Consider the following 19,670-nt stretch of genomic DNA (forward strand, 5'->3'; position numbering starts at 1 on the left):
AAATTGTGGATCAAAAAGAACGCATACAGCTTAAGAATTTTTACGAGTCTCAATTATTAAATGATACCATTCCGTTCTGGTTTCCCCGGAGTCTCGATAAAGAATACGGGGGCTATTTACTGATGCGCGATCAGGATGGCTCGTTACTGGATGATGATAAAGCGGTCTGGATCCAGGGGCGTACGGCATGGCTGCTGGCCACCCTGTACAATACGGTTGAGCCCCGGGAGAAATGGCTGGAAGCGGCAAAAAGCGGCATCGATTTTTTGAGCAACTATTGTTTTGATACGGACGGCCGGATGTTTTTTCATATGACGCGGGACGGGCGCCCCCTGAGAAAGCGGCGTTATTTTTTTTCAGAAACCTTTGCGGTCATTGCATTTGCTGCCTATGCCAAAGCCAGCGGCGACGAGCAGGCTGCTGCCCGGGCAAGGGAACTGTTTACCCAATGCATCCGGTATGCGGAGGGAGAAGCGCCGTTGACCCCCAAATTTACAGGCACCCGGCCGGCTAAAGGGATCGGCGTGCCCATGATCATGATCAACACCGCGCAGCAGTTGCGGGAAACGATCGGAGATCCCCGCTGCGATGCATACATTGCTAAATGGATAAAGGAGATTGAACAGTATTTTGTAAAAGATGAGATACGTTGTGTAATGGAGCAGGTGGCTCCGGATGGCAGCATCATTGACCATATCGACGGCCGCACGCTTAATCCCGGCCATGCCATTGAAGGCGCCTGGTTTATTTTACATGAAGCCCGGTACAGGAATAATGATCCGCAGCTGATCGGCCTGGGTTGCCGGATGCTGGATTATATGTGGGAGCGCGGCTGGGACCAGGAAGAGGGAGGGATCCTTTATTTCCGGGACGTGTACCATAAGCCAGTGCAGGAATACTGGCAGGATATGAAGTTCTGGTGGCCCCAGAATGAAGCGATCATTGCCACTTTGCTGGCGCACCTGGTTACCGGCAACGAAAAGTATGCTTTATGGCACCGGCAGGTCCACGACTATGCGTACCGGCATTTTCATGATAAGGAAAACGGGGAATGGTTTGGATATTTGCATCGTAACGGAAGTATTGCCCAAAGGGCCAAAGGCAATCTTTTCAAAGGCCCGTTCCATCTGCCCCGCCAGGAGTGGTATTGCGCCCGGGTGTTAGGGGGCTACATCAAAACTCATTAAAGGCAACACTTTGCCGCAGAGCGCATATGCGACCTCTTTTATCATCAGCAATGCCGCCTTTAAACGGATGGGCAAGCGCTGAAAAGATACGCTTATGTGGGACAGGCTCTCAGATCGCTCCTTTTCTAGGAGGGCTGAAATACCTCCTGGAATTTATAAAAACATGATCGGCGTCTTTTTGGTTTGTAACAAGGCAACGGCTCATATAGGTTTTGCAAAACTATAGAATGGCAGTAATAAAAGTAACCATCTGGTGATAATTTAACAGATGGTTATAAATTTGCTGAAAGTTTCCGGATTGTAGTGCAGGATGTCTTTATAGCTTTATTCGCTAAATTGCAAAAATATGCGATACTTAAAAGGGAGCATTTATAAATAGATACGTGATATGGCAAGGAGAGTTCATCAGGGATCGGTTTACAATAAAGAACGGACGAAGAAAAAGCTGATCGATGCCGTTGGCAGGATCCTTATAAGGGAAGGGTTTCAGAATATTAAGGTCAATAAGATTGCGGCGGTCTCGGGGCTCTCAAAAAAACTGATCTATAACTATTTTGGCGGACTGGAAGGGTTGATCAAGGCGTATCTGGAACAGGTGGACTTTTGGAAAATAGAAGAACAAAAGCTTGACAATGGCGGAAAGTCTGCGCTCCCGGAAATCAGTAAAGATTTCATGTTTCAATTGCTCCGGGACGATTTTGAATATTTGTATGAATCTGCTGAAATGCAGAAGATCGTTTTGTGGGGGATCTCTGTAAAGAACAAGACCCTCAGGGAGCTCTCCGACGAACGGGAGGAGCTGGGAAAACGGGTTTTTGAAAAGGCGGACGCATTTTTTGAGAATTCGCAGGTCGATTTTAGAGCGACCGTCGCTATCCTGGTTTCATCGATCTATTATATGGTATTGCATGCCAAAACGAGCGGGAGCCGGATGTGTGGCATAGATGTGTCTACAAAAGAGGGAAAAGAGCGTGTGCTAAAGGCTTTGGAACGGCTGATCGGTCAAACCTACAAATATGCCGGATACGCCTTGTAGTGCCAGGCTGAATTATTGCATGCATCCTTTTGAGCAACTCCGGATCGCGACCGGCAGGAAGGATCAGAAAATTTGAGCATTCGAATGATAAGGATATGCCAAGTTTTTGTATGGACAAAAAATAGTCCCCTGTGGAAACAGGGGACGCAACCAAAACTAACTGCTTATGAGAAAATTGACTAACTTAATTTATCCTAAAAAAATCTCCGCTTAAACCAAATCTGGAAAATTACAGGCGTAACGCTGCAACATGATAGTGGTCTAAAGGGATTAGTTATAATACAAGTATGATGCCAAACATGCATCGTCATGCGACCATTTTTGCGGCCCTCCCGGTTTAAGAAAACCGGTCTGTTATTTAGTATTGTTCCTGCGTTTTCTATTTGTATTGCAAAATCGATGCAGCGCTGGTTCGGCGTCTTTTCCGGTTCCAGGGTTCATGTCCCCGGAAGAGGAGATTGTAAATCAGATCCATGGAAATACTTCACTGGCAGCCAGGCTGGCAATGCGGCATTATATTTGGGTTGGGATAAATGAAAAAACCGGCTGTCCGTTTTTTTACAAATGATTTTTTAACCCGTAAAATAGTTTTCTATGAGAAGCTTATTGTGGTTAATAGCCGTTGTCTGTATCATCGTATGGGTTTTGGGACTGATAGGTGTAGGCGGAGGCATGGGGTTAGGAAAATTGATACATGTCCTGCTTGTGATAGCGGTCATTGTTGTATTGTATAATATTATTTCCGGCCGTAAACCGGTTGATTGAGTGGGTACCTCCTGTACCGGGTGGCGCCTTTTCCAACACGGGCTACAAACTGTGGAAAAATCTCCCCGGTCTTACCGGGGATTTTTTTCTGTCGAAGCCTGCCGGAAAAAATAGCACGCCGCAGGCAAAGTCCTCCCTTAAAAGAGGGGTTACCTTCACAGCAAAGGAAAATTATTGACGCTGGTTTGTGTTTCCTCAATAAAGCGGGTTGCACCGTACCCGGCGGGCATGAAAGTTAAGCCGGTGGGGTGTAGCCGGCCGTGTTGAGGTCGGACATCTGGTCACAGCGGAAGGCGCTTTTGGTATTAAAATATATAAAGCGATGAACATTCTCGGTGTTGCGGCTCACCCGGACGATACGGAAATACTTTGCGCAGGTACGCGTATAAGATATGCACAGGAAGGGCACGGGTAACGATAGTTGTTTTTACAAACGGAAGCATAGGCTACCTGGTGATCAGGCCAGAGAAGATGGGCGCTATCGGGAAGACAGAAGCGCAGGCGACCGCGGATCTGATCGGGGCAAAACTGATTTGGCCAGATGTTGCTGAGGAGCAGGTTTTCCCGGACCGGGGGCACCGGGCCATTATGGTTGATGTACTTCATGAAGCGGATCCGGACGTTATCTTTAAGAAGAAAATGCTGCTTTGTCATAAGAGCCAGTTCAGGGATATGAAGGATCAGGCAAATACCGATATGCTTGAACTGATTGAAACGCAGTCAAAGTTCAGGGGCCTGACGGCAGGCGGTAAATACACAGAAGGATTTAACCGGCCGGAAACCTGCCGGCGGGGATTAACGCGGCGTATTTTGCCTTAACGGATCTGCTGTTTGCTTTACCGGGGTAGTAATTTGAAAGGCATTCCCCCGGTCTTAAAGTGATGTTTCTCATTTTCGCATGGATAAGATGTAGCGGACCATTGTTTTTGCATTTTCAAGGGAAAGTTCCGGATGAGGGGTCATCACCGCAGCTCCCCAGCCTCCGCTGCCGCCGCGGATGATCTTTTTTGAGAGGTAATCAATATACGCGTCATTTACAGGGTATCGTTTGGCGATATCTTTAAAAGCGGGGCCAACGGATCGCTTATCTTCCTTATGGCAGCTATGGCAATCGGAATAGCCTATTAATACCTCGCCTTTTTGGGCCGTTGTCAGCGGCACACTGTCACTTGGCCCCGGTATCGGTTTTATATAATCGACCGGTTTTCTGATGGCTTGTTTTGGCTCATTGCCACAGCTCAATGCATATAGAATAATGAATGACAGGATACCGGCCGGAACCAGTAATTTTTTCTTCCCGGGCATATCAAATGTACTGCTGCGTTTAAAAATGATTGCGGGATTCGCGGGTGCTTTCTTTCTGCACGGCAAATCCTGACGAAAGATACTGCTTTTTCCAGGTAACTGGTTGATGGCGCTTCAAGGTAAGATCAGGCCGGATCAATCTATGCAAACGAAAGCGAATGCAAGGATGGCCGGCAGGGCCTGTATGAAAAAGATCTTTTTTGAGGCGGAGAGGGCGCCATAGACGCCGGCCAAGATCACGCACCCCAGGAAGAAGAGCGCGATATTCCGCTGCCATACAGGATCGGATACGAGCAGGCTCCAGATCAACCCGGCGGCCAGGAACCCGTTGTATAGCCCCTGGTTGGCCGCCAGCGACCGGGTAGGTTTAAAGAGCCCGGCGGGGAGCGTTCTGAAAACTTTTTTTCCGGTAGTTTCCCAGGCAAACATTTCGATGTATAAAATGGCCAGGTGCTCCACGGCTATCAGCGCAATAAAGATCGTTGCAATTATGGTCATATGCATTTGTTAAGCAGATTAAAGATACAACAATCATTGCCGGGAGCAAACAAGAGATAAACAGCAACCCGTGGTCCTGTTGCGTACCGGAGGCGCGCCGGACAGGGCCATTCTGCGCGGTGTTTTTTTTGGCGTAACATTTTGGTAAACCTGGCTTTACAGTCCGGTAACCTCGCCCCGGTACTTTTGCGCAAATCGTATCAATTATGAGGCATCAAATAACACTGCTTTTGGCTGTTCTGTTTGTAATAGCCGGTTGCGACCGTAACAATAACGACGTCGTCCCCGAAGAGATCATCAACGAAGACCCTGCAACCTTTGCAGAAGTCGGTCAGCTTGATATCGGAGATGCGGGTGCGGCCGAGATCTCTGCTTATGATCCGGCAACGAAGCGCCTGTTTGTGGTGAACAACAGCGCCGGCGTTGAGAACGAAACGGCTGCAAATGTCATTGACGTGATTGATATCAGTAATCCTGCTGAACCAAAAAAGATCCACTCTATCAGCCTGGCACCCTACGGCGGAGCGGTAAACAGCCTCAGCGTTTTTGCCGGTAAAGTGGCCGGGGCGATACAGGCCTCCACAAAAACAGATAATGGAAAAGTAGTGGTATTCAATACTTCAGATTATAAGGAAGTAAAATCGATAACCGTAGGCGCCCTGCCGGATATGATCACTTATACACCGGACGGGCAGTATATACTTACCGCCAATGAAGGGGAACCCACCACGGAGGACTATTCGGTGGATCCGGAAGGCAGTATCTCTGTGATTGCCGTTAAGGAAAACTATGCCGTAACTACCGTGAACTTTGCATCGTTTGCGGATAAGCGGGCCGCCCTGGAAGCGAAAGGATTCCGGGTCTTTGGCAAGACCAATGATTTTGTGAAGGACATTGAACCGGAGTATTTAACGGTTTCCTCCGATTCAAAAACGGCATGGATCACCCTTCAGGAAAATAATGCCATAGCAAAGATGAATATCGCTTCCAAAACCATAACAGACATTTTTCCACTGGGCTTTAAGGATTACAATGTTACGGGCAATGAAATAGATGTAAGTGACGAGGATGGAAAGATGGAATTAAAGAACTGGCCGGTTAAAGGCGTGTATATGCCCGATGGTATTGCTGTAACCGAGGTAGGCGGTATCCCTTATTTATTTACTGCCAATGAAGGGGATGCCCGTGAATGGGGCGACTTTGAAGAACCTGTGCGAATCAAGGATGTGCAGCTGGATGCCGCGGCCTTTCCGGGGGCGGATGCGCTTCAGGCAAAGGCGGTACTGGGCCGCCTGAACATCACAAAGTTCCTGGGGGATAAGGATGGCGATGGTGATTATGACGAGCTGTATTCTTTCGGGGCCCGCTCCTTCAGTGTGTGGAACGGTATTACGGGTGCCCAGGTTTATGACAGCAAACGGGAGCTGGATGAAAAAGTGATGGAAGCCGGTGTGTATGATGATAAACGGAGCGATGATAAATCCATAGAGCCGGAAGGTATGGCCATTGGAAAAATAGGTACTACACCTGTTGCATTTGTAGGAATGGAGCGGGTGGATGCCGTTGCCGTTTACGATATCCGCAACCCACAGCAGCCGAAATTTTTACAGCTTCTGAAAACCGGGGATGCCCCGGAGGGTGTCATGATCATTCCGGCAAAAGACAGTCCAACAAAAAGATCATTGCTGGTAGTAAGCAGCGAAGACGACGGGGTGGTGAAATTGTTTAGTCCCGCCGGCTGATAAAGCGGGTACGATCGCAGATACGGATGACATACTTCCCGGCCTAAAAATAAATAGTTATTTTTACCGTTATATTTTTAGATCAACGACAGCATGCATCTGTATTTAGCGCTATAAATGCAGGATGTGTTCCTTTTAATCATCTTGACCCTCTATTCGTTCTATGATTAAGAAAGTAATTTGTAGTGTGGGTGTGATCTTCTGTCTTCACACAGGGCCAGTTCACGCGCAGGATCGGTTGGCTACCGACACGATCGGCTACTATCGCAGGCAGATCGACACCCTGGATCATCAGCTGATTGATCTGCTGGGACAACGCATGAAGGCGGCACGTGCCATTGGTATCTATAAGCTGGAGCATAAGATCGGGGTGGTCCAGTCCGCACGTTTTGAAGAGGTGCTGGAGGCTGCGATCCGTCGTGGCGGGGCCCTGCAGCTTTCAGAAGCATTTGTGCGCGCATTGTACAATGAAGTGCATAAGGAAAGTATCCGTCAGCAGGAATTGCTGCGGGCTGAAAAGAAAGAGACCGCCCGCTAATGATGTGGAAAGGAGCCGGTTCTGCTGTATAAAAGAAGCCGCTACACCAGGTTTAATTCGATGCTGACAACCGTTCCGTTGCCGGGTTCGGACCGGATATCCAGCTGCCCGCCGAGATAGTTGACCCTGTTCTTAATGTTTTTTATTCCCGAACCTTTTATCCGGGAATGCTCCTCCTGAAGAAACCCAACGCCGTTGTCTTCGAGGGTAATAAAGAACCGCCCTCCGTTCTGACTGCACTGGAGAAGGACCTCGCTTGCCTGTGCATGCTTGATCGTATTGGACAGGAGCTCCTGGATGATGCGGTAGATATGCACCTGTTTCAGCCGGTCAATTCCCGGATCAATGCCGATCGGCTGGAAATCGATCCTGAATCCTTCTTTGATATAAAAACCGCAGAGGTCTTTAAGGGCGGTAACCAGCCCGAATTCGATCAGCGACTGGGGCATCAGGTTCCGCGCCACGCGCCGGAGCTCCCCTACCGAGTGGTCCAGCTGTCCCATGATTTTATTGAAAGGTCCGTCGCCGGAAGGGGCAAGATTGCTCTTTGCCCAGGAAGAGAAGTTCATTTTAACGCCGGAGAGCAGTCCTCCCAATCCGTCGTGCAGGTCTCTTGCGAGGCGCTCCCGTTCCCGTTCTTCACCCTCCAGGATGGACCGGGTAATGGTCAGTTGGTGCTGTTGTGCCAGTTCCTTTAATTGTTGCCGGTGATTAACGGCCTCCTGCTTCAGCAGTTTTTTGTGGCTTCTGTAATAGAAGTAATAAAAAATGGCAAAAGCCAGCAGCAGCAGGCAGGCACCGCCCAGTACGATGTTGAACAACCGGTTTTTGTTGGCCTGTAGTGCAGCCTGCGCATTGGCGGCTTTCAGCGAAGCGACCTGCTTTTCCGATTCGGCTGTTTTATACCGGGCTTCCATGTCGTTAATGTCGTTCCGGAACCGGCTCTCATGCAGGCTGTCGCTTAAGTTGGCGTATCGTGTCTGGTAGCGGTAGGCGGCTGCATAATCATTAAGACCGGCATAGACTTGTGCAGATTTGTGGTACACCTCCAGCCGGTTTTGGTCCATTTCCATATTCCGCTGATCGGAGGAAAGGGCTTTTAAGACGGTTAAGGCTTTTCCGTATTCTTTTGTTTTCAGCAAACAGTCAAGCTTATAAAAATTCAGTTCATCGATCACATAAGCCTTGTTGGGGCCGCTGGCCTTTTCGATCGCCTTATCAAAGCTTTGCACGGCTTCTTTGTACTGTTTTTGGCCTTTCAGGTACAGGCCTTCGATCATGTAATAGCCGGCATACTGGTCGGACTCGGGGTATTTGAAAAGGATCTTCCTGAACGCTGCTAATGTTTCCCGTACGTTATCCCATTTTTTTAACAGCACGTAGTTTTCGCCGGAGCGCTTGTAGGCAGCGATCAGGCGACTCTCTGCTTTCAGACGAAGCAATATGGGAATGGCCTGGTCAAAATAGGCAGCGGCCTTCTCATTTTGATCCAGGTTCATAAAGGCCACCCCAACCCCTACATAATGCGTGGCCACGGATGCCGAATCGTTTGCCTGTTTCGCCAGGGGAATGGCTTTTGAAAGCATGAGCCGGATATACCCTTTGTCGTCATCGGCTTTTTGCCGCATAACGGCCCTGCTGCTCCATGCCGCAGAACGTATGGAAAGGGCTTCCTTTACCGGTGAAGCGGCCAGTCCTTCCTCTACTTTTTTATAAAGGGCCTCGCTTTGGTCGGTTGCCCCGGTGTAAAACAGGTAGTAGGCTTCTGTTGCGTTGCCCACCTGGGTCAGAAAGGGGCTGGAAGATGCAGCTTGCCTGCCCCGGGCGATGTGCTCCCTGGCCTTAAGGGTATCTTTGGAAACCCAGTAGGTGGCCAGCTGAAAATGAACCCGGGCTTTGCTGCTGTCGCTTACAGGCCGGGATAACAGCTGCTGAAGGCTGTCGATGTAGCGCGGTGAATAAAGGTAATATTGTGCATGCAGGGAGCCATACCACCACAGCGCAAATATGAGAAGAAAAGATTTTAAAGACATGCGGATCCGATAAGGTTTTGAATAGCGCCTGATGTGTAAACGCCGGGGCTGCGCCCATAGCAACAACGGGTGTTTTTAGCAAACGGAAATGACCGCTCTTTGCAATAGCGTGTATCACAGGTCGTACCGGCTTGAACACGATCGGGGTTGCTGTAAAACTAAGGTTCTTTTTCGATATTGCAGCTATAAGCGGGGCCTGACATTTTACTGATTCGCGGACGCGCGGATCCGGGCGCCCTGCCATGACCCATTCCGCGAGGCATCATCCCGTGAGCAAAATTGGCAGGTGCACGCTACAGGACGATGGGATCAACATTCGTAAAACGGTGCGATTGATAGGCGATGAAGATTTAATGATACGAAAAGGGGTATCAAATTTCCTTCTGATAGCCTACTACGTCCAGCACTTTTCCAAACTTTTCTCCCACATTTTTAAAATGCGCACATTTGAAATACCCGTTCTTCTCAAAAAAATGAATACTCCGGTCGTTGTCTCCGGAGATAATGGCCAGCAGGTTTTTAAACCCCGCTTTCCGGGCATGTTCCTCCAATTGTTCCAGGGCGATCTTCCCGATCCCTTTTGAATAACAGTCATGCGCCAGGTAAATGGTCAGTTCGGCTGTTTTATCATAGGCCTGCCTTTTTTTATAATTGGCCAGATAGCAATAACCTGCCGGCTTTTCATCATCCAGGACCATCCAGGATTTGAACCGCGGATGGCCGATGTAAATAAATTCCTTTAGTTCATCGATCGTCACCGGCTCCGTATGAAAGGTGGCGGTGGAGTGGAGCACGTACCAGTCGTAGATCTCTTTTACAACCGGGAGGTCCGCCTCTTTTATTTCTGTAAGCATTATACTGCTCATCCCATTCAGTTTATACCATTGCTTTAATTATACGCCGGCTTTTTGGATCACCGCCAGTGTTTTCCGCAACCCGGTTGCTGCCACGGCCTGGAGATCCTGTTTCCAGTATCCGGGATTGTACATTTCCAGTGAAATACATTTTTTAAAACCGGAAGCTTTTAAATCTTTTAAAATATCCGCTAACGGAAGTATTCCATCTCCGGGGTAAACCCGATGCTGATCTTCCAGCATGGATAACGCCGGCGTAGCGGGTGCATCGTTGAACTGAAAAATTGCAAATGCATTTCCATTCGCCAGTTTCAATGCCTCAAAACCGCCCTCGCTGATATGCATATGATACACATCCGGTATGACCATTGCTTTGGGATGGTTGGCATCCATTGCGATGGCCATTGCCTGGCCCAATGTTTTTAAAGGAAAGTACTTTACAAATACCAGTGCGGGCGAAATATTGTAATCTTTCAAACCTATTTCAATGAGCTCTTTGTAGCGTTGTGCCACCCATTTGGGATCGAACGGTTCTCCCACGGTATTGGGAATGGTTTGAATATGTGCTGCTCCAATATCTGCTGCCATCTGTATTCGCCTGCGTGTATCTTTCAGCGATCGATCAAAAGCCTCCCTTGTGGGCGGCAGCGCATTCCACAACCCGATGACACTGGGTACAAACAATCCGAGGTCTTTGATCTTTTTTCCCAGCTCCTTTAGATTGCCCCCCTTCTTTACATACTCTTCCAGCTCTCCGTCCCAGGGCTCAATGGCGTCATAACCGGTTTTCGCCGCAATATTTATTTTATCGGTCAAAGAGGCAGGCCTTATCGTAGCAGTATCCAAACATACCGGCCAGGGACTGGCTCCTCCCTGGTATCGCTTTTCACGGCCAACCGGCTTTTGGGCAAAAGTGCCGGCCGGGGCAAGCACACCGGCCAGCCCGGCAACAGCGCTCGCACCTAAAAATTTTCTACGATCCATTTATTAAGTTTTGATGAAAAAATGCGAACTGTTTAAAGCAGGGATACTCAAAATCCGTGCTGGTCTACCAGATAGATGAGCGCGGCAATATTCACGGCGCCCAGGTCGAGCTCACGTTTGTTCACTGCCTCAAAAACATCGGAGCGGGCATGATGAATATCGAAGTACCGCTGGGAGTCCGGCAATAGTTCCGCCATGGGCACATTTAGTTTTTCATGGATGAACAGAACATCGGTACCGCCGCCGCCGCGCGTGAACCGGCCGGTACCATAGGGTTCCAGGAGCGGGGCCCAGCTTTTCAGTTGTTCAAACTGTGCATCGCTGCAGGTAACGCCAAAACCTCGTGGTGTAAATCCGCCGGCATCGCTCTCCAGCGCCAGCAAATGCTTTTCGTGGTTTTTTGCGGCTTCATCCGCGTATTGGGCCGCTCCACGGGTCCCGTTCTCTTCATTGGCAAAGAGTACAAAGCGAATGGTACGTTTGGGCCTGTAGCCCAGCGCTTTGTAGGCCCGTAGTATTTCTATGGTCTGTGTAATGCCGGCCCCGTCATCGTGCGCACCCTCACAAATATCCCAGCTGTCCAGGTGCCCGCCGATCGTAATGATCTCATTGGGAAATTCAGTTCCTTTCAGTTCACCAATAATATTATGTCCCTTTGCATCCGGAAGAAAATGTCCCATGGTCTTGAGGGATACGAATATGGGGCTGCCCTTGCTGAGTTCCGCTGCCAGCCAATCTGCATCCCGCAGCCCGACGGCTACTGCCGGTATTTTTTTATAAGCGGTGTCGTAGCGCATACCGCCGGTATGCGGATTGTTGTCCACACTGTGGCTCATGCTGCGTACCATACTGGCCAGAGCCCCGTATTTGGCGGCCAGCGAAGTGCCGCGTGTGCGGTATTTTACAGCGTCGCTGTAGGCTTCAAAAGTTCTTATGAACCGGGGATTGAAATGATAGTTGTAAAAAACGATCTTTCCTTTCAGCTGGTCTTTTTTTGTTTCCAGCTCCTCAAAGGAGTTAATGAGCACTACCGGGGCCGTAATGCCCCCGGGTCCGGTACCTTCCGTATTGCCGAGGGCCGTTATATCCAGTGGCCTTTTGATCTTTTCCGCCGTTTTTCGCAGGGGCACTGCACGCGGAAAGGCCCAGGCCTCGTCTTTGCCTCCCCGCACCCAGTGGGGTACCATGCATTCCTGTTTAAAGGTATGTTCACTGCCGCTTTCTTTTAGCAACTGGTATCCCCACTCTTCCGCCTGGTACATCTGGGGAGAACCAGCCAGCCGGCCACCAATGGTTTTGGTCAGTGTTCTCAGGTTGTCGTATGCTTTGCTGTTTACCAGTATTTCGTCTGCGATCCTGCGGATAAATGTTTCATCTTTTGTTTGTGCGGGCGGGGCTAACGAAAAAAAGATGCCTGCGATCAAAAACAATTTTTTACCCATGCTGTTATTTGTTTTCTGTAAAGGTAAAATTTTACCAATGATCCGGTCCTGAAAGTTGTTGTAATAAGAAATGGACCGGTAATTATAAAAGCAAAACATATCTTTGGGTATGCGAATCGGAATCGTTTGTTATCCTACCTATGGCGGGAGCGGTGTACTGGCAACAGAATTAGGAAAGGCGCTTGCCGAGAAAGGGCATTTTGTGCATTTTATCACCTATCAGCAACCCGTGCGGTTGAACGGGTTTATTCCCAATATTTATTACCATGAGGTGCAGGTACCCACGTATCCTTTGTTTGACTTTCCACCCTACGAAACGGCGCTGGCAAGTACGATGGTGGACGTGATCAAAAATTATAACCTGGACCTGCTGCATGTGCATTACGCTATTCCGCATGCGTCAGCGGCTTATATGGCCAAGAAGATCCTGGAGAAGGAAGGAAAGCATATCCCCGTGATCACCACCTTGCATGGAACGGATATTACCCTGGTGGGGCGTGATAAGACCTACGCGCCGGTGGTGGCATTCTCCATTAACCAGAGTGATGTGATCACTGCGGTATCTACCAACCTCCGGGAGGAGACCTATAAAAACTTCGACATCCGCAAGGAGATTGAGGTGGTGTACAATTTTATCGATGTAAAACGGTTCAACCACCGGCCGCTGGATGCGTTTAAAAAAGTGCTGGCCCCCAACGGGGAACGGATCCTGCTGCATGCCTCTAATTTCCGCAAGATAAAACGGGTACAGGATGTAGTCAAAGTATTTTATGAAGTGCAGAAGACCCTGCCTTCGAAGCTGTTGCTGGTAGGAGATGGCCCGGAACGCCAGACGGCAGAGGAGCAGGGCAGGGAATTGGGGATCTTTGATCAACTGGTATTTGTGGGAAAACAGGAGCAGATGGAGGAGATCTTTGCCGTGGCCGACCTGTTCCTGCTGACCTCGGAGTATGAGAGCTTTGGATTGGCGGCGCTGGAGGCGATGGCTTCAAGGGTCCCGGTCATCTCTACCAATGCAGGAGGACTGGGAGAAGTAAATGTGGAGGGGGTTACGGGTTTCCTGGCCGAAGTGGGCGATGTGGCTACGATGAGCGAAAAAGCGCTCCTGATTTTAAAGGACGATGCGGTGCTGGAGCAGTTTAAGGAAAATGCCCTTGCGCATGCACAACAGTTCAATATCGATGCGATTATTCCGGAATACGAGGCGATTTACCGCCGGTTTTGTAAGGACTGTTAGCGGAAAGCAATCAGCCTTCAGCTTTTAGCAGCATTGCTGATAGCTGAAGGCTGACATCTGAAGGCTGACATCTGAAGGCTGAAAGCTACATGCTTACAGCTCCTTTATCTTAAAATTCTTCCATCTTACCTTAATGCCACCGCCATCATGGATCTGAAGGGCGATGAAGCCCTGGCCCTTTCCGATCTTTTCATCTTTCAGATATACCATCTGGTGGCCGTTGAGCCAGGTGGTTACCTCGTCGCCCACTACCTTAATGCGCATAGTGTTCCACTGGCCTTCTTTCAATCGTTTTTCATCCTCAGGCTTGGGTTTGATCAGCCAGCCACGGCCATAAGATTCATAGATGCCGCCGGTATTGTGATTCATGGGCGCTACTTCCACCTGCCAGCCGCTGATCTTTACGCCTTCGATCCCCGAACGGAAAAAGACGCCGCTGTTCCCGTTGGCCTCCTGTTTGAACTGGAGGGTAAGGTCAAAATTCTTGTACGCTTTATCTGTTGAAAGGTACCCGTATTGCTTATCGGGTCCGCTTTCGCAAATCAGCTCTCCTTTTTCTACGTACCATTTTTCGGTGCCGTGTATCTTCCAGCCGGTAAGATCTTTACCGTTGAACAGGGATGCCGCCTTTTTCTTTTGCGCATTTGCTGCAAAGAGCGCTGCACAGAAAAGGAATAATAAAAAGCCTTTTTTCATGTTTAAGAAGTTTTAAATTTTAGAAGCGATCGAAACATCTAAAATAAAAGAAATAATGAAAGGAACCTTGAAAGACGCGGTGTTTTTATTGCCGGGCTGCATTACGGGTGCTTCCTGTTTTACGTGATCAGCCGGCCAATTTCTGCAGAAACATCAGGCTTTTACCGGTTCTCCGTTGTTAACGCCCACAATTTTTAATTTTTTGAGCCCGGAAGGCATTTTCCAGGAAACTTCGTCTCCGTTCCGGAAACCAATGATTGCGGCGGCCATCGGGGTAAGGATGGATATTTTCTTTGCCTGGATATCTGCTTCCCCGGGCATAACGATCCGGAACGCTTTTTCTTTTTGAGCCTCCACATCCAATATGGTTACGCTGGAACCGATGCGGATGGTGTTGTCCGGGAAGTCCTCATCTTTTACAATGGTTGCCCTGCTGAGCTCGTAGGCAAGCGTATTGTCTTTTTCTTCTGTTTTTTTGTCCAGAACGATAATTGCTGTAAGTTTTTTATAATCGGATTCACAAAGAATGACCGGGTTACTGTTCGTACTCATAATAAAGAAATAAATGATTAGAAAAAATAATGCAGATAGGATAACCGGAAAGCTGTTATTGAAGCTGACCAGCGGGCCGTAAGAGATAGGCCTTTGTATGTATGAAATACAGATGCATTGGGGCAAAGGTATCAAAAAGCGGGCAGCCGGCCAAATTGGACGGGGCAAGGCCACTAAAACACGAAACACAGATTTTTCAGTGCTTCAGCCCTTCTGTGGCTTGTTTATGCTGTATTTTGTCGGCGCATCAGCGGCTCAAAATGCGTAAGAGGCCACTGAAGCACTAACACACAGGTTTGAGTTGTTTCTCATCGCATTACCCGCTTTCGGGCCCGGCATTTCGTGAAATAATGTTTTCGGTTGCCACCAATCATAACCGGCCTCAGTGTTGCTGCACCTCTGTTGGAGCTTTCCTCTTCCTTTTTCCCTCGATGTCCGGCAAAAAGCCCGTTAAAAGACCGATCAACGGCAAAAAAGAGCAAAGGTAAAATACGTACTCAACGCTGGTGGCGTCTGCCAGGTTGCCCAGCAGTGCAGATCCGATTCCTGCCATACCAAAGGCAAAACCGAAGAACAGCCCGGATATCAGCCCCACTTTTCCCGGTATGAGTTCCTGTGCATAGACAAGGATGGCGGAAAATGCCGATGCCAGGATCACACCGATCGGTATGACCAATACCACCGTCCAGAAGAGGTTTACATGGGGAAGCAGCAGGGAGAACGGCGCTACGCCTAAAATGGAAACCCAGATCACGTATTTGCGGCCGATGCGGTCGCCAACAGGCCCCCCGATAAGGGTGCCGGCGGCGATTGAAAAAAGGAACACAAATAAATAGATCTGCGAAGCCGGTACCGTTACATGAAATTTATGGATCAGGTAAAAGGTAAAATAATTGGTAAGACTGGCCATGTAAAAATACTTGGAAAAAATAAGGGTCAGCAATACCGTAACGGCCAGGGCCACTTTTCTTTTGGAAAGTGCCGGAACCGGGATGGGGGATGCTGCTCTTTTTTTCCGGTGCGCCAGCATTACGCGCTTATACCAGTTACCGATATAGGAAAGGATAACGATGGCAAACAGGGCCATTACCGAAAACCAGATAATGCTGAATTGTCCATGCGGCACAATGATCCAGGCTGCCAGCAACGGACCTAAAGAGCTGCCAAAATTGCCACCCAGCTGAAATACCGATTGGGCAAGCCCTTTGCGTCCGCCGGAAGCCGTATGTGCCATACGCGAAGCTTCCGGATGAAAAATGGAAGAACCGACCCCGATCAGGCATACGGAAATCACCATCATAAAGAATTGGGACGAGTTGGCCAGCAGGATCAGCCCCAGCAAGGTAAAGCCCATGCCTGTTGCCAGGGAGTAGGGTTTGGGTTTACGATCCGTGTACATGCCTACAAAGGGTTGCAGTAGCGAGGCAGCCAGCTGAAAGGCGAGGGTGATGAGTCCGATCTGCGAAAAGCTTAAGTTGTAATTTGTTTTGATGATCGGATAAATAGCAGGGATCAGTGACTGGATGGTGTCATTTAATAAGTGAGCAATGCTCAATGCAATAAGTATGGGAAAGACGGTTTGCCCGGTCCTGCTGCCTGTAAGATCTGTTTGTGCCATTTTTGTTCAATAAATAGGTCATTGGTATCCGTAACGGATTTGCAAAGGTACTGAAGTTATTCCCTTCGGAACAGCATGTTCCGAAGAACCGAGGCTGACCGGACAGCCGATCCTGTCTGATGTCTAACGCCTGACAGCTAATGTCTGTCAGCAGCTTCATTCAGCAAGCGCTGGAAGGCCTGGTGCACGGCTTCAAAGTCAAAAGAAGCCACCGTTTGGTCCATTAGCTGTTTTATCTGCGGTGTGCATAAATTCTGGATGCTTCCTTCATGGGGATTTTTGATCCCGGTTTGTTGCGGTACCACATAGCTGCCATCTTCCACAGATCTTCCTACCTGTATGTAGGCATCACGGAAGGGAACGCCTTCCAGCACCAGCTGGTTCACGAGATCTACGGTGAACAGGTATTTATATTTCTCGTCTTTTAGCAGGTCTGGTTTTACTTCGATGTTGGAGATCATCAATCCGGCCATTTCAATACAATCCCTGAGTGATTTAAAGGCCGGGAACAGATGCTCTTTTAACAATTGCAGATCGCGGTGATAGCCCGATGGAAGATTGGTGGTCATCAGCGTGATCTCATTGGGTAATGCCTTTATGCGGTTGCCATGCGAACGGATCAGCTCAAAAACATCCGGGTTCTTTTTATGCGGCATAATGCTGCTGCCGGTGGTAAGCTCCGGGGGAAAGCTGATAAAACCAAAATTCTGGTTCAGGTACAGGGTGGCATCCATGCTCAGGCGTGCCAGGGTATCTGCAATGTTTGCGAGTGCCTGGGCCACCACGCGCTCCGCTTTTCCACGGCCCATTTGTGCATACACTACATTGTAGTTCAGGGCAGCAAACCCCAGCAGTTCTGTAGTGAGTGTCCGGTTGATGGGAAACGATGAGCCATACCCTGCCGCCGAGCCCAGGGGGTTTTTGTTGATGATGTCGTAAGCTGCTTTCAGGCTGATGAGGTCATCTACCAGGCTTTCGGCGTAAGCGCCAAACCAAAGACCAAAAGAGGAGGGCATGGCCAGCTGCAGGTGCGTATAACCGGGTAATAAGAAATCTTTATATTTTTCGCTTTGCGCCTGTAACAGTTCAAAGAAGGGAACAACGGCCTTAACGGTTTGTTCTATTTCGCTGCGCAGGAACAGTTTCAGGTCTACCAGTACCTGGTCGTTCCGGCTGCGGGCGCTGTGGATCTTTTTTCCGGCCTCACCAATGCGCTGTGTAAGCAACAACTCTACCTGGGAGTGGATGTCTTCCACATCATCGTGCAGCTCAAAATCGCCTTTTTTGATGTCGGCATAGATCGTTCTTAATGCTTTTTGTAATCCGGCCAGTTCTTCTTTTTCCAGCAATCCCACTGATTCCAGCATCTGTATATGGGCCAGTGAGCCCAACACGTCAAAAGGGGCCAGGTACAGGTCCATTTCGCGGTCCCTACCTACAGTAAAGGTTTCTACTTCTTTTAAGGAGTCCGTATTTTTTTTCCAAAGCTTCATCTTACAAATAAAAACGATTTATCTGCAAAGATGCCAATATATCTTGAGTGATGCTAGTTTTTTTGTGAAATCATTATCGGCCCCCGTTGATGCGGGTGTCGGGATCCGGCTGACCGCGTTTTGCCTTTTGGTTGATGATTTTGTCAAGCGCTTCTTTCTGGGCCCGTTCCTGTTCTTTGTCTGCCGCCGTCTGGTTGATCAGTTCCCCGTTAACCCGAAGGGTGGTATTGATCAAAAGTTGTTTTAACCGTTGTTTTCCGGCATTTGAGATTTTTCCGTTTAAGGCAAGCCTTTCAATGTCAATGGCCCCCATGGCTTCCGGTACGCGGATGCTGTCGGTAAAGGTTATCGCCAGGCTATTGATCCTTTTCAGGTTCAGGATCACGTCGGGGATCGTTGTTACGCGTATCTCCACTGGGAAAAAATCGGAGCGCTGAGGGCCGGATAATTGCCGTTCCAGGTCGCTTTGGATTTCTTTTTCCGCTCCCGTTTTCTTTTTGATCATCCAGCCGATCTCAGGCTTTAATGTAAAGTCCCGGCTGTTTTGCTGCAGCCCCATAAAACCGGCCCAGAGCTCCAGCGGCGTTTGTACCGTAGTACCATCTGTATTCTGAAACACATGAAGGAGCGGAACTTTTACAATTTCATCCGGCAGGTTGGAGCTTCCGGTTAAGGATTGCAGGTCATTTCTTTTACCGTCCTTGGTATAGGGGAAGAATTTTACAAACCATCCATCGATCTTATTGCTTTGATAGGGTTTGCCGGCTTTATGCACTTTAAACAGGTTGCGCCAGAAATCCTTGTCCACCTGTCCTTTGGATGTGGCTATAAATTGGGTAAGAATGGGATCCAGTTCCCTTAGCCACCAGTTTAGTTCATATTTTTTAAGACTGTTCGCTTTTTTATAAATGGCCTCCCAGTCGGCGGGCTTGCCTTCCAGCGTAACGTGGGGGATGCCGCATCCGATCAGGAATACAACATATTCAAAGTAGCTTTTCAGGGCATCCATAATGGTTATCTGGGAGGCGATGCTGGATGCGGGTGTTGTGGTTGAAAAACCGGAGGTAAGCGTACGGATCAGTTCCTGTCCGGTATGAGCAGCAATCTGTTTCGTGAACTCCGGGAACACCTGCTCCCAGGGGCTATTGGGGTTATCCAGGAGGATGGCATTATTTTGTACTATCAGTGTCAGTTTTCCCTTGTGTTGTACAAAGTATTTCCGGTATTTTTCCGGGTCGCTATTGATGTGTTGCGAAAAGCCCTGGGCGATCAGCAGCCAGATCATATCCGGTGAAATCACCAGTGGGCGGTGGTCGGCATAGGCCCTGTACACACCGTCAAAAAAAGAATGGTATCCATAATGGACCAGTGGTTCCGGTAATACAGACCGGGCAACAATGGATTGCTGGTTGAGGGTAACGAGGGCCTCCGGTTTCCGGGAAAGCTTCCGGGCATCTGTTGAAAATAAAGTTTTATAAACCTGATCGCCGGCAATTTCCGGAAGAGGATCTTTAGGCGGTTCAAGTGTTTCTATATCAAATGTGATACCCGGGTGGGTTGCCGGCTGCGATGTGCCCGGCTTTTTTTTGCCCGAGGGATTTCCTTTTTGCGCATGCAGACAGCCGCTTATTACAATCAGGCAGGCATACCATAAAAAATAACGCATCGTTAGTTTTTTCTAAAGATGCGT

The 19,670-nt window shown here is 48.9% G+C and carries 18 protein-coding genes; 7 read left to right on the top strand and 11 right to left on the bottom strand.

Features of this window, described 5'->3' with window-relative positions; genetic code table 11:
- The first annotated feature begins 5 nt into the window (after positions 1 to 5).
- From B160_RS0106630 to B160_RS30475, 4 genes are all read left to right on the top strand, one after another.
- Positions 6 to 1,187 (top strand): AGE family epimerase/isomerase, encoded by a 1,182-nt coding sequence (locus B160_RS0106630; RefSeq protein ID WP_018627109.1) that lies wholly within the window; start codon positions 6 to 8, stop codon positions 1,185 to 1,187.
- Between the two features lie 388 nt (positions 1,188 to 1,575).
- Positions 1,576 to 2,223 carry a TetR/AcrR family transcriptional regulator gene (locus B160_RS0106635; protein WP_018627110.1) on the top strand — a complete coding sequence of 216 codons (648 nt, stop codon included), beginning with the start codon at positions 1,576 to 1,578 and terminating at the stop codon, positions 2,221 to 2,223.
- 594 nt (positions 2,224 to 2,817) lie between these two features.
- Positions 2,818 to 2,988 (top strand): lmo0937 family membrane protein, encoded by a 171-nt coding sequence (locus tag B160_RS31560; RefSeq protein WP_026309594.1) that lies wholly within the window; start codon positions 2,818 to 2,820, stop codon positions 2,986 to 2,988.
- Positions 2,989 to 3,357: 369 nt separating this feature from the next.
- The gene (locus tag B160_RS30475; protein ID WP_018627113.1) at positions 3,358 to 3,807 is read left to right on the top strand and encodes a PIG-L deacetylase family protein; all 450 of its coding nucleotides are present in this window, start codon (positions 3,358 to 3,360) and stop codon (positions 3,805 to 3,807) included.
- Between the two features lie 69 nt (positions 3,808 to 3,876).
- Here B160_RS30475 and B160_RS0106660 read toward each other — a convergent pair whose 3' ends face one another.
- Both B160_RS0106660 and B160_RS0106665 read right to left on the bottom strand, forming a co-directional pair.
- Positions 3,877 to 4,293, bottom strand: coding sequence for a c-type cytochrome (locus tag B160_RS0106660; protein WP_026309596.1), 417 nt, complete (start codon positions 4,291 to 4,293; stop codon positions 3,877 to 3,879).
- 135 nt (positions 4,294 to 4,428) lie between these two features.
- On the bottom strand, positions 4,429 to 4,791 hold the full coding sequence (locus B160_RS0106665; protein WP_018627115.1) for a DUF1304 domain-containing protein: 363 nt from the start codon (positions 4,789 to 4,791) through the stop codon (positions 4,429 to 4,431).
- A gap of 206 nt (positions 4,792 to 4,997) precedes the next feature.
- Here B160_RS0106665 and B160_RS0106670 point away from each other — a divergent pair, with 206 nt between their 5' ends.
- A complete protein-coding gene (locus B160_RS0106670; RefSeq protein WP_018627116.1) occupies positions 4,998 to 6,533 on the top strand; it encodes a choice-of-anchor I family protein in 1,536 nt (511 codons plus the stop codon).
- 163 nt (positions 6,534 to 6,696) lie between these two features.
- Positions 6,697 to 7,071 (top strand): chorismate mutase, encoded by a 375-nt coding sequence (locus tag B160_RS0106675; RefSeq protein ID WP_083927673.1) that lies wholly within the window; start codon positions 6,697 to 6,699, stop codon positions 7,069 to 7,071.
- Between the two features lie 41 nt (positions 7,072 to 7,112).
- Here B160_RS0106675 and B160_RS0106680 read toward each other — a convergent pair whose 3' ends face one another.
- The 4 genes from B160_RS0106680 to B160_RS0106695 form a co-directional block, all read right to left on the bottom strand.
- Positions 7,113 to 9,104, bottom strand: coding sequence for a tetratricopeptide repeat-containing sensor histidine kinase (locus B160_RS0106680; protein WP_018627118.1), 1,992 nt, complete (start codon positions 9,102 to 9,104; stop codon positions 7,113 to 7,115).
- Positions 9,105 to 9,475: 371 nt separating this feature from the next.
- Positions 9,476 to 9,970: a GNAT family N-acetyltransferase gene (locus B160_RS0106685; RefSeq protein WP_018627119.1), complete on the bottom strand. Its 495-nt coding sequence runs from the start codon at positions 9,968 to 9,970 to the stop codon at positions 9,476 to 9,478.
- 27 nt (positions 9,971 to 9,997) lie between these two features.
- Complete coding sequence (locus tag B160_RS0106690; RefSeq protein WP_018627120.1) at positions 9,998 to 10,942, bottom strand: sugar phosphate isomerase/epimerase family protein; 945 nt, start codon at positions 10,940 to 10,942, stop codon at positions 9,998 to 10,000.
- Positions 10,943 to 10,989: 47 nt separating this feature from the next.
- Positions 10,990 to 12,384, bottom strand: a complete 1,395-nt coding sequence (locus B160_RS0106695; protein ID WP_026309597.1) for a M20/M25/M40 family metallo-hydrolase — start codon at positions 12,382 to 12,384, stop codon at positions 10,990 to 10,992.
- Between the two features lie 109 nt (positions 12,385 to 12,493).
- Here B160_RS0106695 and bshA point away from each other — a divergent pair, with 109 nt between their 5' ends.
- Positions 12,494 to 13,621, top strand: a complete 1,128-nt coding sequence (gene bshA / locus B160_RS0106700; RefSeq protein ID WP_018627122.1) for an N-acetyl-alpha-D-glucosaminyl L-malate synthase BshA — start codon at positions 12,494 to 12,496, stop codon at positions 13,619 to 13,621.
- Positions 13,622 to 13,714: 93 nt separating this feature from the next.
- On the opposite strand, the gene B160_RS0106705 is transcribed toward bshA, so the two are convergent.
- The 5 genes from B160_RS0106705 to B160_RS0106730 form a co-directional block, all read right to left on the bottom strand.
- Positions 13,715 to 14,317, bottom strand: coding sequence for a 3-keto-disaccharide hydrolase (locus B160_RS0106705; protein ID WP_018627123.1), 603 nt, complete (start codon positions 14,315 to 14,317; stop codon positions 13,715 to 13,717).
- Between the two features lie 153 nt (positions 14,318 to 14,470).
- On the bottom strand, positions 14,471 to 14,869 hold the full coding sequence (locus B160_RS0106710; RefSeq protein WP_018627124.1) for a GreA/GreB family elongation factor: 399 nt from the start codon (positions 14,867 to 14,869) through the stop codon (positions 14,471 to 14,473).
- A gap of 382 nt (positions 14,870 to 15,251) precedes the next feature.
- A complete protein-coding gene (locus B160_RS0106720; RefSeq protein ID WP_018627126.1) occupies positions 15,252 to 16,487 on the bottom strand; it encodes an MFS transporter in 1,236 nt (411 codons plus the stop codon).
- Between the two features lie 137 nt (positions 16,488 to 16,624).
- Positions 16,625 to 17,980 (bottom strand): argininosuccinate lyase, encoded by a 1,356-nt coding sequence (argH, locus tag B160_RS0106725; protein ID WP_018627127.1) that lies wholly within the window; start codon positions 17,978 to 17,980, stop codon positions 16,625 to 16,627.
- A 73-nt stretch (positions 17,981 to 18,053) separates the two neighbouring features.
- A complete protein-coding gene (locus tag B160_RS0106730) occupies positions 18,054 to 19,646 on the bottom strand; it encodes a DUF4419 domain-containing protein (RefSeq protein WP_018627128.1) in 1,593 nt (530 codons plus the stop codon).
- Positions 19,647 to 19,670: the final 24 nt, after the last annotated feature.

The organism is Niabella aurantiaca DSM 17617 (assembly GCF_000374125.1).
Classification (GTDB): domain Bacteria; phylum Bacteroidota; class Bacteroidia; order Chitinophagales; family Chitinophagaceae; genus Niabella; species Niabella aurantiaca.

Excerpts from the sequence above, each read along its gene's own strand:
- B160_RS0106635 (WP_018627110.1), top strand. The coding sequence starts at position 1,576 with ATGGCAAGGAGAGTTCATCAGGGATCGGTTTACAATAAAGAACGGACG.
- B160_RS31560 (WP_026309594.1), top strand. The coding sequence starts at position 2,818 with ATGAGAAGCTTATTGTGGTTAATAGCCGTTGTCTGTATCATCGTATGG.
- B160_RS0106660 (WP_026309596.1), bottom strand. The coding sequence starts at position 4,293 with ATGCCCGGGAAGAAAAAATTACTGGTTCCGGCCGGTATCCTGTCATTC.
- B160_RS0106665 (WP_018627115.1), bottom strand. The coding sequence starts at position 4,791 with ATGACCATAATTGCAACGATCTTTATTGCGCTGATAGCCGTGGAGCAC.
- B160_RS0106670 (WP_018627116.1), top strand. The coding sequence starts at position 4,998 with ATGAGGCATCAAATAACACTGCTTTTGGCTGTTCTGTTTGTAATAGCC.
- B160_RS0106675 (WP_083927673.1), top strand. The coding sequence starts at position 6,697 with ATGATTAAGAAAGTAATTTGTAGTGTGGGTGTGATCTTCTGTCTTCAC.
- B160_RS0106680 (WP_018627118.1), bottom strand. The coding sequence starts at position 9,104 with ATGTCTTTAAAATCTTTTCTTCTCATATTTGCGCTGTGGTGGTATGGC.
- B160_RS0106685 (WP_018627119.1), bottom strand. The coding sequence starts at position 9,970 with ATGAGCAGTATAATGCTTACAGAAATAAAAGAGGCGGACCTCCCGGTT.
- B160_RS0106690 (WP_018627120.1), bottom strand. The coding sequence starts at position 10,942 with ATGGATCGTAGAAAATTTTTAGGTGCGAGCGCTGTTGCCGGGCTGGCC.
- B160_RS0106695 (WP_026309597.1), bottom strand. The coding sequence starts at position 12,384 with ATGGGTAAAAAATTGTTTTTGATCGCAGGCATCTTTTTTTCGTTAGCC.
- bshA (WP_018627122.1), top strand. The coding sequence starts at position 12,494 with ATGCGAATCGGAATCGTTTGTTATCCTACCTATGGCGGGAGCGGTGTA.
- B160_RS0106705 (WP_018627123.1), bottom strand. The coding sequence starts at position 14,317 with ATGAAAAAAGGCTTTTTATTATTCCTTTTCTGTGCAGCGCTCTTTGCA.
- B160_RS0106710 (WP_018627124.1), bottom strand. The coding sequence starts at position 14,869 with ATGAGTACGAACAGTAACCCGGTCATTCTTTGTGAATCCGATTATAAA.
- B160_RS0106720 (WP_018627126.1), bottom strand. The coding sequence starts at position 16,487 with ATGGCACAAACAGATCTTACAGGCAGCAGGACCGGGCAAACCGTCTTT.
- argH (WP_018627127.1), bottom strand. The coding sequence starts at position 17,980 with ATGAAGCTTTGGAAAAAAAATACGGACTCCTTAAAAGAAGTAGAAACC.
- B160_RS0106730 (WP_018627128.1), bottom strand. The coding sequence starts at position 19,646 with ATGCGTTATTTTTTATGGTATGCCTGCCTGATTGTAATAAGCGGCTGT.